A 12254-nucleotide genomic window follows, 5' to 3' on the forward strand; every position below is an offset into this window, starting at 1 on the left:
TGCTCGGGATTTACGCCGACGTGAAAGAGTTTTGGTGAATCCAAATCGCCAGGATTTTTCAGGTCGGTGTATAACGCAAGACACCCCGGTCGGCTCCCTCTCCCTCCGGGAGAGGGCTGGGGTGAGGGCAAGGGGTCAACGCGGTAACTCGATCCGCTCGACTTCCCCCGGCACCGTCGGCCAATCCCCGGCCGCCCATTTGCGCCGTGCTTCATCGATCGCCGCCGGATCACTGGCGACGAAATTCCAGTTGATCCGTCGCGGCCCGTCCAGCGCCGCACCGCCGAATATCACCGCGTGCACATCACTTTCGGCAAACAGACTCATCTCTTCCCCGGCCGGCAGCACCGCCAACGCGTGGGCCTCGATGGCTTTGCCGTTCAGTTGCGCATCGCCGCTCAACACATACACCGCACGTTCTGCATGCTCGGTCGGAATCAGTAGCGTGGTTGCGCTCTGCATCCGTACTTCGGCATACAGCGTAGGAGAAAGCACCGGCACCGGCGATTCGAGGCAAAAGCCTGACCCGGCAATCATGCGGATCTGCACGCCGAGGTTATCGCTGACCGGCAAGCTCGCCGCCGGATGATGGCTGTAGTGTCCCGGCCCCTGTTCGTGTTCCCTGGGCGAGGCCAGCCAGACCTGCAACCCATGCAAAGTAAAGCTTTGCGTCAATAACGGCGCCGGTGTGCGCTCGACATGGGCGATCGCACTGCCGGCAGTCATCCAGCTGACATCACCAGCGCTGACTACTTGATCCGAGCCAAGGCTGTCCTTGTGTTGCAGTTGGCCTTCGAACAGATAGGTCAGGGTCGACAGACCGATGTGCGGATGCTGTCGAATGTCCATGCCTTTGCCGGTCGGATAAACCGTCTCGAGCATGTGGTCGAAAAACACGAAAGGCCCGACGCTGCGGCATTTGGCTGACGGCAGCGGGCGCAGGATCGGCTGGCCTTCGACGTCTTCGGCGCGCGGGCGGATGATCAGGGGTTGCGTATCCATGGGGATATTCCAGGCTGAGCGGGCGATGCCAGAAGCATAACCCGCCGCTGGCCATGGGAGGTTTATTGGCTGTCGAAGCCTTGCGGGGTGTGGGTTTCGATCGTCACGTCACTGGTGGTCATCAGTTTGTGAATCGGGCAACGGTCGGCGACCCGCAGCAGTTCGTCGCGTTGCGCGTCGGTGAGTACGCCTTTAAGGGTCAGGGTGACGTGCAAGACGTATTTGCCTTTCTGCTCTTCGCTGTTGTCGCGTTTGACATCGACGCCTACGCCGGTCAGCGGGATGTCCTTCTTCTTCGCGTACATCTTCAGCGTCAGCGCTTTGCACGCGCCAAGTGCGGCATCGAAATAATCGTGTGGCTCAGGCGCCGAACCTTCACCGCCAGCCGTTTTCGGCACGTCGGCAAACAGTTCGTGGTCATCGATTTGTACGGTGTGACGATAGCCTTCAGCGGAGACGGTATTGACGGTAACAGTCATGAGAACCTCACAGGCAGCAGGAAAAATCGTTGGGTCAGGCAAGACCTTGCAGTTATAGAACATTCCCACCGGTACGCGTTCCGCTTTCCGTGAGGGCTGAACCCTTGTCCTGCGGGCGGGGTCTAGGCTATGCCCACTTGCCGGAGATTACTTGTGTTTTTGTCTCGTCTGATTGTCGTCTGCCTTCTGGCTCTCGCCGGGACTGCCCATGCCCGCGAATACACCTACAGCGATGCGCACCTGCATTACGTGGATTTTTTCCAGGAAAGCGCCGGCATGGCGAAATTGCTGATGGCCATGAAGGAAAACTCCATCGAGCATGTGATGATTTCCGGCATTCCCGTGGCGAAGAAGTGGCATGAGGACGAACCCAAGCGCCCGCGCTATTACGCCGGTGATGACGCCGACGCCTACTGGTACAGCGCCACCGACGTGATCATTGCCGATGCGGTGCAAAAGCTGTCGCCGGAACAGCGCCAGTACTTCCATCCGTTCTTGTCAGGTTTCAATCCCAACGACAAAAACTCCGCCGCGCACATCCAGCGCATGCTCGACCTGTATCCGGGGCTGTGGCAGGGCATTGGCGAAGTGTTTACCCGGCACGACGATCTGACCGCGCTCACCGCGGGCGACACCCCGCGAGCCAACAACGAAGCGATGACGAAGATCTATCACCTTGCTGCGGAAAATGATCTGCCAGTGATGCTGCATTCCAACATCACCTCCAAACGTGAGAAAAATCCGCTGTATCTGCAGGAAGTCGAAGAGCCGCTGCGTAATCATCCGCACACCCGCTTCATCTGGGCGCATGCGGGCACCAGTGCGGAAATCCATCGGCATCAAAAGCAGCTGCCGTTTCTGCTACCGACCCTGACGCGCATGCTTGAGGCTTATCCGAATCTGTTCGTCGATCTGTCGTGGAGCATGCTCACGCCTTACCTGCTGGATGAGCAGGGCAAACCTCGGCCAGAGTGGCTGGCGCTGGTGGAAAAGTACCCTGATCGCTTTATGCTCGGCTCTGACGTGGTTGGACGATTCAACAAACTCGGTCGGGAAATGCACAGCTATCGTCCGTTTCTGGATGCACTGCCGGAGGCGGTGGCCCGGAAGGTTGCGCGGGATAACTTCCTGGCGATACTGCCGCGCGATACGCTCAAAAGCCCTGACCAGCGCTGAAACATTAAGCCCAGCGCTTCGAACTAGCCGCTCGTCTGCCTATCGCCTTTTCGTCTTACGCAATTTCAAGGCAATGCCGATACCTTCTAAAGCAACCCGCTGCAGGCTGATGCAGCGCTTTTGGAAGGAGCCAGTGTCATGAACATCCGTAATTTCAATATTGCCCCCCGCGCCGGCGTGGGGTTTGGCCTGTTGGCGGTAATGGTATTCGCCCTTGGGGCATTTGCCCTGCTGCAAATGTCGAACATGCGCGCGCAGTCCGATGAGGTCGACAACAACTGGCTGCCGAGCGTGATGGCGGTCGGGGACATGAGTCAGGACATGCTGCGCCTGCGCGCCTTGACCATGCGCCTGCTGCTCAATCGAGACCCCAAGGCGCTTGAGCAGAACGTCGCCAAGCTCAACGAGCTGCGCAATGGTCTGACCGAGACGCAGCGGCGCTATGAGGGGCTTATCGCCCTGCCTGAAGAACGGGCGTTGTTCGATCGCTTCAAAGTCGCCGAACACAAGTACCTTGAGCTTCAGGCGCAGGTTGTGCAGCTGTCGGGGCAGAATCGGGTAGCCGAAGCTTCAACGATTCTCAACGAGCAGATGAGCGCACTGGCCGACGAGATCGCCGCCACCCTGCGCGAACTGGTCGATCTGAACAAGCACAATGCGAATCTGGCCACCGAGGCGGCACGTCAGGTGTTCAACCATTCACGGGTCTGGGTTGCCGCGATGATTGCATTGACCGCGCTGATCACGATTGGCCTGGCGTGGCTGTTGACCCGCAGCATCGTCGTGCCATTGACTCAATCGCTCAGCGTGGCTGAAGTCGTCGCCGGCGGTGATTTGACCGGCGATATTCACATCGCTGGCAAAGACGAGCCGGCGCGGCTGTTGCAGGCGCTCAAGAGCATGCAGCACAACCTCCGTGACACGATCCGGCGGATCTCCGAGTCGTCTACGCAACTGGCCTCGGCTTCCGAAGAACTGAGCAGCGTCACCGAAGACGCCACCCGCGGCTTGCATCAGCAAAGTCAGGAAATCGAGCAGGCGGCCACGGCGGTCAACCAGATGACCGCGGCGGTGGAGGAGGTGGCAAACAACGCCGTGGCCACGTCCGAAGCGTCGCGTGAATCCGATCGCATCGCCCGCCAGGGTCGCGAGCAAGTGCAGCAGACGGTGACATCCATCGAATTTCTCGCCGGCGACGTAACCCAGAACGCGGCCAAGGTCGAAGATCTGGCGCAGAAGATTCATGGCATCAGCAAGGTGCTGGATGTGATTCGTTCGATTGCCGAGCAGACCAATCTGCTGGCCTTGAACGCCGCGATCGAGGCCGCGCGCGCTGGTGATGCCGGACGTGGCTTTGCGGTGGTCGCCGATGAAGTGCGGGCCTTGGCCCATCGCACCCAGCAATCGACGCAGGAAATCGAACAGATGATTGGCGGGATTCAGCAGGGCACTGATTCGGCGGTCAGTTCGATGCAGCAGAGCAATACGCGGGCGCGTTCGACGCTGGAACTGGCCAAGTCTGCCGGTATGGCGCTGGAAGAGATCGCCTCGGCGTTTACCCTGATCAACGAACGCAACCTGGTGATTGCCAGTGCTTCGGAGGAGCAGGCCGCGGTGGCGCGGGAGGTGGACCGTAACCTGATGAACATTCGCGATCTGGCGATGCAGACCTCGGCCGGGGCCAATCAGACCAGTGCGGCGAGTCAGGAGTTGTCGCGGTTGGCGGTGGATTTGAACGGGATGGTGGCGCGGTTTTCGGTGTGAGTTTGACCTTCAAAAGCCCCTCACCCTAACCCTCTCCCGGAGGGAGAGGGGACTAGTCGTGCGATGCTTTGGAATCCATATTCGACTCGGTTTTTCAGGTCGATGGTTAGCGGCAGACACCTCGGTCGGCTCCCTCTCCCTCGGGAGAGGGCTGGGGTGAGGGGTAGGGCCGCCGCGCAGTATCATCGAACAGATAAACAAAAGCCCCGCATTTCGCGGGGCTCTTCGTTCCTGCATGAATCAGCTGCCTTTGACAGCCTTGCCGTTGACCGTACCGTCCTGGAGCATGATGTTGTACTCCTTGCCGTCGGTCTCGACCTGCTGCAGACGCACCAGCAGATAATCCCAGTCCTTGGCGAACCACAGCACGGTGATGCGCTTGCTTTGTGTAGGGTCGCGCACGCGTTCGACTTTGATCGCGTCGATCTTGCCGGCCTTGGTCTCGACTTTTTCCGAGCCCAGCACGCGGAAGTCATAGGTATCGACTTCGCCATCATCGACCACTTGATAACTCATGGTCTTCTTGCCGGCGGCCACGTCATGCTGCAGCGCCAGTTGATAGGTGGACTTGTCGACCATGCCACGGTTCAGCGGGATCTTCACCGCGTCGCCACGGTCGGTGCCGGTGACCAGTTTGTTGTTCCAGTCGAAATCCAGATCAGCCTTTTTGGCTTTGCCCAGACCACCGCGTTCGAAGTGATAGGACTGTGGCAGCAAGGTGTCCTTGTCCAGCGTCAGGGTGCTTTCTTCAGTCAGGCTGGCGATCATCATCGAGGCCTTGAAGCTGAGCTTCCAGACGCCGTTGGCTTCCTTGGCCAGACTGCGCTCGGCGGTGCCGCTCATGGGCAGTTGCTTCCAGTCGGCGGTGTAGCTGGCGGAGAACGGTTGAAGGTCCGCTGCCTGCGCGAAGGGCAGGGCGAGCAGAGCGCAAGCGAAGAGCAGGGCGCGACGCATAATATCTCCTAGATTCGAATCAAGTGGCCGCTGGCGGCGAGTAACTGCCCGTCCAGCAAGGCACCGTGCTCCCCGAGTGCCAGCCTGCCTTCGGCAAACCAGCGTACCGCCATCGGGTAAATCCGGTGTTCCTGAACGTGAACGCGCTGCGCCAGACTCTGCGGCGTGTCGTGCAACTCTACCGGTAATACTGCCTGTACGACCAGAGGCCCGCCATCGAGTTCCTCAGTGACAAAGTGCACCGAGCAGCCGTGTTCCGTGTCGCCGGCCTCCAGCGCACGCTGATGAGTGTGTAACCCTTTGTATTTGGGCAGCAACGACGGATGGATATTGAGCAGACGACCCTGGTAATGCCGGACGAAATCCGCGCTGAGAATGCGCATGAAGCCGGCCAGTACCACGAGTTTCGGTTGGAATTCGTCGATCAGTTCGATCAGTGCAGCATCGAAGGCCTCGCGGCCCTCGAACGCCTTGTGATCCAGCGAGCGGGTGGCGATACCCGCGTCACTGGCGCGCTGCAGGCCGTAGGCGTCGGCGCGATTGGAAATCACTGCAGCGATGCGGACCGGGCTGTCGCCGGTCCGCGTGCTGTCGATCAGAGCCTGCAAGTTACTGCCGGTGCCGGACAACAGCACCACGACATCACAGGGTGCGGACATCAATGAGCCTTAAGGTTCTGCAGGTCGACCTGGGCAGCGCCTTCGGCAGCCGCGGCGATCTGACCGATGACCCAAGGCTGCTCGCCCGCGTCACGCAGGGTGTTCAGTGCCACTTCAACGTGCTCCTGAGCCACGCAGATGACCATGCCGACGCCGCAGTTCAGTACGCGGTGCATCTCGGTTTCGTCAACGTTGCCTTGCTCTTGCAGCCAGTCGAACACCGCAGGGCGGGTCCAGCTGGCGACATCAACCACCGCTTGAGCGCCTTTTGGCAGCACGCGCGGGATGTTGTCGAGCAGGCCACCACCGGTGATGTGGGCCATGGCCTTGACGGCGCCAGTGTCCTTGATCAGCTTGAGCAGTGGCTTGACGTAGATGCGGGTCGGGGCCATCAGCAGGTCGGTCAGCGGTTTGCCGTCGAGCTGGATGGTTTCGATGTCGGCGCCGGAGACTTCGATGATCTTGCGGATCAGCGAGTAGCCGTTGGAGTGCGGACCGGACGATGGCAGGGCGATCAGCGCGTCACCGGTGGCGACTTTCGAGCCGTCGATGATTTCGGCTTTTTCCACGACGCCGACGCAGAAGCCGGCCAGGTCGTAGTCTTCGCCTTCGTACATGCCTGGCATTTCAGCGGTTTCGCCGCCCACCAGCGAGCAACCCGCCAGTTCGCAGCCGGCGCCGATACCGGTCACCACCTGGGCTGCGGTGTCGACGTTGAGTTTGCCGGTGGCGTAGTAGTCGAGGAAGAACAGCGGCTCGGCGCCGCACACCACCAGATCGTTGACGCACATGGCGACCAGGTCGATGCCGATGCTGTCGTGCTTGTTCAGGTTCAGCGCCAGACGCAGCTTGGTGCCGACGCCGTCGGTGCCGGACACCAGCACGGGCTGCTTGTAGCCGGCCGGGATTTCGCAGAGGGCGCCGAAACCGCCCAGGCCGCCCATGACTTCCGGGCGCGCAGTGCGCTTGGCGACGCTCTTGATGCGTTCGACCAATGCTTCACCGGCGTCGATGTCTACACCGGCGTCCTTGTAGCTCAGGGAGGGTTGCTTGCTCATGATCCAGGCCTTTAGGGGAGGGGATTCAGGGGGTAACGACCGAGTTCAGCGGGAACATCGAAATCGAGGTGGCGGTGGCCTCACGCGAGTTTCGGGGTGCCCGGCTGTTGCCGGTCTGCGAAGGCGCGCGATTTTATCAGGCTTGAGGGGCAGCGGCCATCCTCGCACCGACGGGCAGGGCCATATCCGCGGAATTTTTTTACAATCCAGCGCCATGAACGTCTGTATAAGGTGTGGCCATTAACCGTCTATCGTTATCACTGTGCAAAAACTTACCGCCGCCGTGTGAATGTTTCGCGCAGGCCTGGGGTCACAGCCTTGCTCAAACGGTTCACGCGGCCTGTTCCAGCCGCTCCTGTCGACGGGAATTCTCCATGCGTTTTGTAAAATTTTTGTTTGTAGGCTGTCTGTCGCTGCTCAGCCTGGCGAGTCATGCCGAAAATCTCAAAGGTCTTTATCAGGTACGCCAGCCAGTCACCGGCCAGGCGCCGGAAGAACGCGATCGCGCCACGCAGGCGGCGCTCGACACGCTGGTGCTGCGTCTGACCGGCGACCCGAAAGCCCCGCAAAGTCCTGATTTGGCGGCGATCCGCAAGGATCCGCAGCAGATCATCAGCCAGTTCGGTTTCGATGCCGGGCCGCCGGAAGTGCTGAAGGTCGATTTCGACCCGGCGACCAGCGAACAGGCGCTGCGTCGCGCTGGTTTGTCCCTGTGGGGCGCCAATCGGCCGTCGATTGTCGGTTGGTGGCTGAACGATTCGACCGAAGGCTCGAGTCTGGTCAGCGATGGTCAGGCCGCTGCAGCACCACTGCGCGCGGCGGCGCAACATCGCGGCTTGCCGCTGCGCCTGCCGCTGGCCGACCTGAGCGAGCAGTTGGTCGCCACCGCGCCGACACTCGAGGGCGCCGATGCCGCGCCGTTGCGCAGTGCCTCCGAACGCTACAACGCCGACGCCTTGCTGGCCGTGCATGCCCGTGAAGAAGGCGGGCAGTGGCAGGCCAAGTGGCGTCTGTGGCTGGGCGATCAGAAAGAAGCCGGCAGCGTGCAGGGTGCCGATCAGGCCGCCGTGGCCGATGCGGTGATGCTGGCCGTGGCTGAGCGCCTGGCGCCGAGCTTTGTGGTCAAGCCCGGTGTGTCAGGGCAGCAGACCCTCGAAGTGCAGGGCATGAATCTGGAGCATTACGCGGCGTTGTTGCGGTTACTCGAACCGTTCGGCGTGCGTCTGCAGACTGTTGACGGCGATCGTATCGTCTACCGGGTCAACGGCAGCGCCGAGCAGTTGCGTGCGCAACTCTCGCTGGCGAAGTTGCAGGAGTTGCCGCCAGAAGCGCCGGTTCCGGCTCCGGTGCCTGCGCCGCAGACTGTGGAGGCAGGTGCTGCACCGGTTGCAGCGCCAGCTCCGGTAGCAGCGGCGCCGTCGTTACGCTTTCGTTGGTAAATCTTTCTTTATATAGAAGCAGGAGTGGTAAATGGCCGATACGCGGCGTTGGTTCTGGCTCGGTGGGGTAATCCTGCTTTGCGCGTTTGTCTGGTTGCTGCACCCGATCCTCACGCCGTTCCTGGTTGCGCTGCTGCTGGCTTATCTGTTCGATCCGCTGGTGGATCGGCTGGAGCGCGCGGGTCTGTCGCGCACCTGGGGAGTGATTTCGGTGTTCGCCTTGTTTACCTTGATCGTTACTGCGCTGTTGCTGGTGCTGGTGCCGATGCTCGCCAAGCAGTTGCTGCGTCTGTACGAATTGGCGCCACAGATGCTCGACTGGCTGCAGCACACCGCGGTGCCGTGGGCGCAGGCGAAGCTGGGGCTGTCGGACGGTTTCTGGAAGTTCGACAAGGTCAAGGCGGCAATCAGTGAGCACATGGGCCAGACCACCGACATCGTCGGCGTGGTGCTGAGCCAGGCGACGGCGTCGAGTCTGGCGTTGATCGGCTGGCTGGCAAATCTGGTGCTGATTCCGGTGGTGAGCTTTTACCTGCTGCGCGATTGGGACGTGATGATGGCGAAGATCCGCAGCCTGCTGCCGCGTGATCGCGAAGAGCGCGTGGTGGCGCTGGCGGGCGAATGCCATGAAGTGCTCGGCGCGTTCGTGCGCGGGCAGTTGCTGGTGATGCTGGCGCTGGGCGTGATCTACGCGGCGGGGCTGATGATCGTCGGTCTCGAGCTGGGCCTGTTGATCGGCCTGATCGCAGGTCTGGCGGCGATCGTGCCTTATATGGGCTTCGTGATCGGTATCGGCGCGGCGCTGATCGCCGGGTTGTTCCAGTTCGGTGGCGATCTGTACCCGATGGTCGGCATCGTCGCAGTATTCATGGTCGGGCAGGCGCTGGAAGGCATGGTGCTGACACCGCTTTTGGTGGGCGACCGCATCGGCCTGCATCCGGTGGCGGTTATTTTCGCCATTCTCGCCGGTGGAGAGTTGTTCGGTTTTACCGGTGTGCTGCTGGCGCTGCCGGTGGCGGCGGTAATCATGGTCCTGGTGCGCCATATGCACGACCTGTACAAGGATTCCGACATCTATAGTGGTGTGGACGAGCCGGAGTTGTAAGGGCGAAGGGCGGCCCGGCGAACGGCCGGGTCGCCCCGTTTTCCACAGGCGCTGGCGCCAAAGAATCTGCCATGAAACCAGCGTGTTAACGCAAACCTTTGATTTTGCTTGGACTCTGTCGCATTGTGCGCTCAGCGTCACGGGTATAAACTTCGCCAACTTTACACAGAGGCCACTAACGGTTCCTTGGTAACCGTTCAGTCAGCATGAAACCGATTCAGCTGCCCCTAGGTGTGCGTCTGCGTGACGACGCCACCTTCATCAACTACTACCCAGGCGCCAATGCCGCTGCACTCGGCTATGTCGAGCGTCTGTGCGAAGCCGACGCCGGCTGGACAGAGAGCCTGATCTACCTGTGGGGCAAACACGGCGTAGGGCGTACGCATCTGTTGCAGGCCGCGTGCTTGCGTTTCGAGCAGATGGGCGAGCCGGCGGTGTACCTGCCGCTGGCCGAGTTGATGGACCGCGGCGTCGAAATCCTCGACAACCTCGAACAATACGAACTGGTCTGTCTCGACGACTTGCAGGTGATTGCCGGCAAGGCGGACTGGGAAGAGGCGATGTTTCACCTGTTCAATCGTCTGCGTGACAGCGGTCGGCGTCTTCTGATCGCCGCGTCGACATCTCCGCGCGAGCTGCCAGTGAAACTGGCCGACCTGAAATCGCGCCTGACCCTGGCGCTGATCTTCCAGATGCGCCCACTTTCCGACGAAGACAAATTGCGTGCGCTGCAATTGCGCGCATCGCGTCGTGGTTTGCACCTGACCGATGAGGTCGGGCACTTCATTCTGACTCGCGGCACGCGCAGCATGAGCGCGTTGTTCGATCTGCTCGAACAGCTTGACCAGGCCTCGTTGCAGGCCCAGCGCAAACTGACTATTCCGTTCCTCAAAGAAACCTTGGGCTGGTAAGCCGAGCCTGTTGTTCTACGAGGGTTCAAGGGGAGGGCGGCACCTTTCAGGCGCCAGAAAATCCGCATTCCTGCATGGGTTGCAGGCCGCGTATCGGGTCAAATGGGCTTAAGCGCTTAGATGTAAACGCGAAACCGCCAAGTCACATAAAGTTCGATTGAATTTGCAAATGAGGACGATAGCGGGCATAGTCTCGGCTTCTTTACAATTATCAGCCACGGTCGTGCCCATGCTAAAGCGCTTCGCACCCCTCGTGCCTCTCGCACTTGTCACCCTGTTGTACGGTTGTGCTGCTCACTCTCCAGTTCAAGAGCAGCCACAACAGGTTAAAAATTCCGCCACGGCTCAGTCTTCCGTTATTTACCAGGAAGAGCTGGACACCGAAAAAGAACTCAATGAATTCAACGGCAAGAAGCCTTATCAGCTTCCTGTGCTGGCCGACAGCATTCTCGAACGCGGCATGTCCCTGATCGGTACCCGTTACCGTTTCGGCGGTACCTCTGAAGCCGGTTTCGATTGCAGCGGTTTCATTGGTTACCTGTTTCGCGAAGAAGCCGGCATGAACCTGCCGCGCTCCACCCGCGAAATGATCAACGTTGATGCGCCGCTGGTTGCGCGCAGCAACCTTGAGCCGGGCGATCTGCTGTTCTTTGCCACCAATGGTCGTCGCGGCCGGGTCAGTCACGCCGGGATCTACCTGGGCGACAACCAGTTCATCCACTCCAGCAGTCGTCGCAGCGGCGGTGTTCGCATCGACAGCCTGGGTGACAGCTACTGGAGCAAGACCTTTATCGAAGCGAAACGCGCACTGGCGAACGCTCCAACCGTGGTCACCGCGCGCAAGTAATTCCTGATGTCGCTGCGTTCGTGGCGACACGCAGGCTACCGGCAAACAGAGTAGACACAAACTTTACAAGGTGAAGTTAAAGTCTTACTTGAAGTTTGCCGCGTAGCCGCTAGAATCCTGAATCATATTGATGGCAAACCGCCTGCGTACAGACGCAGGCGGTTTTGTTTCTGTCCATTCGGCAGAGAAAGCCGCAGCCTGATCAGGATGTTCCGCTTATGACGATGTCGGCCCGCCTCACCTTGATCCTCTGCGCCGCGCTGCTCAGCGCCTGCGCCAGTCGTACACCGCCGCCAGCCCCCGTGGTTCGCGCGCCGATTGTGTTCGGTCCCTCCCAGGCTTTTTCACCGGTTGCTGAAGACGTACTGTTTCGCGCGCTCGGCCTCGTCGGCACGCCCTATCGCTGGGGCGGCAACACGCCGGATTCGGGTTTCGATTGCAGCGGCCTGATCGGTTTCGTCTACCGCGATGCCGCGGGAATCTCGCTGCCACGTTCCACCCGCGAAATGATTGTCATGCAGGCACCGAACGTCGGCAAGGAAGGCTTGCAGACCGGCGACCTGATTTTCTTCGCCACCAACGGCGGCTCGCAGGTCAGCCATGCCGGCATTTATGTCGGCGAAGGGCGGTTTGTGCATGCGCCGGCAACCGGCGGCACGGTCAAGCTCGACAGCCTGTCGAAGGCGTATTGGCAGAAGGCCTATCTGAGTGCCAAGCGGGTGCTGCAGCCGGGGCAGTTGGCGCATAACCCATAAATTCAATCGCACACAATCCCTGTAGGAGTGAGCCTGCTCGCGATAGCGGTCTTTCAGTCACCGATGATGTCGACTGACAAGGCGCTATCGCGAGCAGGCTCACTC

General features: G+C 60.5%; 11 protein-coding genes and 2 pseudogenes. 8 read left to right on the top strand and 5 right to left on the bottom strand.

The genetic code is table 11. The features are described 5' to 3' along the window. Positions 1-135 precede the first annotated feature (135 nt). Complete coding sequence (locus BLU52_RS06495) at positions 136-1002, bottom strand: pirin family protein (protein ID WP_090282425.1); 867 nt, start codon at positions 1000-1002, stop codon at positions 136-138. 62 nt (positions 1003-1064) lie between these two features. Then, positions 1065-1481, bottom strand: coding sequence for an OsmC family protein (locus BLU52_RS06500; protein WP_090282426.1), 417 nt, complete (start codon positions 1479-1481; stop codon positions 1065-1067). A 129-nt stretch (positions 1482-1610) separates the two neighbouring features. On the opposite strand from BLU52_RS06500, the gene BLU52_RS06505 reads away from it, so the two are divergent. The 3 genes and pseudogenes from BLU52_RS06505 to BLU52_RS27225 all read left to right on the top strand — a co-directional run. Next, the gene (locus tag BLU52_RS06505; protein ID WP_090282427.1) at positions 1611-2657 is read left to right on the top strand and encodes an amidohydrolase family protein; all 1047 of its coding nucleotides are present in this window, start codon (positions 1611-1613) and stop codon (positions 2655-2657) included. A 201-nt stretch (positions 2658-2858) separates the two neighbouring features. Then, positions 2859-3518, top strand: a pseudogene (locus BLU52_RS27220) (MCP four helix bundle domain-containing protein); the annotation flags it as partial. 306 nt (positions 3519-3824) lie between these two features. Continuing rightward, positions 3825-4421 (top strand): annotated as a pseudogene (locus BLU52_RS27225) (methyl-accepting chemotaxis protein); the annotation flags it as partial. A 240-nt stretch (positions 4422-4661) separates the two neighbouring features. Here the strand turns inward: BLU52_RS27225 and BLU52_RS06515 are convergent. Genes BLU52_RS06515 through purM form a run of 3 tightly spaced genes read right to left on the bottom strand, consistent with a single transcriptional unit; the run spans position 4662 to position 7092 of the window. After that, the gene (locus BLU52_RS06515; RefSeq protein ID WP_090282429.1) at positions 4662-5375 is read right to left on the bottom strand and encodes a DUF3108 domain-containing protein; all 714 of its coding nucleotides are present in this window, start codon (positions 5373-5375) and stop codon (positions 4662-4664) included. 8 nt (positions 5376-5383) lie between these two features. After that, entirely contained in the window at positions 5384-6034 is a 651-nt protein-coding gene (purN, locus tag BLU52_RS06520; protein WP_090282430.1) for a phosphoribosylglycinamide formyltransferase, read from the bottom strand. After that, positions 6034-7092: a phosphoribosylformylglycinamidine cyclo-ligase gene (gene purM, locus BLU52_RS06525; protein ID WP_090282431.1), complete on the bottom strand. Its 1059-nt coding sequence runs from the start codon at positions 7090-7092 to the stop codon at positions 6034-6036. The genes purN and purM overlap by 1 nt, the downstream gene beginning before the upstream one ends. A gap of 374 nt (positions 7093-7466) precedes the next feature. Between purM and BLU52_RS06530 the strand changes: the two genes are divergently transcribed. The 5 genes from BLU52_RS06530 (at position 7467) to BLU52_RS06550 (ending at position 12149) form a co-directional block, all read left to right on the top strand. Next, entirely contained in the window at positions 7467-8531 is a 1065-nt protein-coding gene (locus tag BLU52_RS06530; protein ID WP_090282432.1) for a DUF2066 domain-containing protein, read from the top strand. Between the two features lie 31 nt (positions 8532-8562). After that, complete coding sequence (locus BLU52_RS06535; protein WP_090282433.1) at positions 8563-9636, top strand: AI-2E family transporter; 1074 nt, start codon at positions 8563-8565, stop codon at positions 9634-9636. Positions 9637-9842: 206 nt separating this feature from the next. Then, the gene (gene hda, locus BLU52_RS06540; RefSeq protein ID WP_007919828.1) at positions 9843-10547 is read left to right on the top strand and encodes a DnaA regulatory inactivator Hda; all 705 of its coding nucleotides are present in this window, start codon (positions 9843-9845) and stop codon (positions 10545-10547) included. Positions 10548-10776: 229 nt separating this feature from the next. Then, positions 10777-11394 carry a C40 family peptidase gene (locus BLU52_RS06545; RefSeq protein WP_090282434.1) on the top strand — a complete coding sequence of 206 codons (618 nt, stop codon included), beginning with the start codon at positions 10777-10779 and terminating at the stop codon, positions 11392-11394. Positions 11395-11612: 218 nt separating this feature from the next. After that, positions 11613-12149, top strand: coding sequence for a C40 family peptidase (locus tag BLU52_RS06550; RefSeq protein ID WP_016773700.1), 537 nt, complete (start codon positions 11613-11615; stop codon positions 12147-12149). Positions 12150-12254 lie beyond the last annotated feature (105 nt).

Source organism: Pseudomonas granadensis, from assembly GCF_900105485.1.
Taxonomy (GTDB): Bacteria; Pseudomonadota; Gammaproteobacteria; order Pseudomonadales; family Pseudomonadaceae; genus Aquipseudomonas; species Aquipseudomonas granadensis.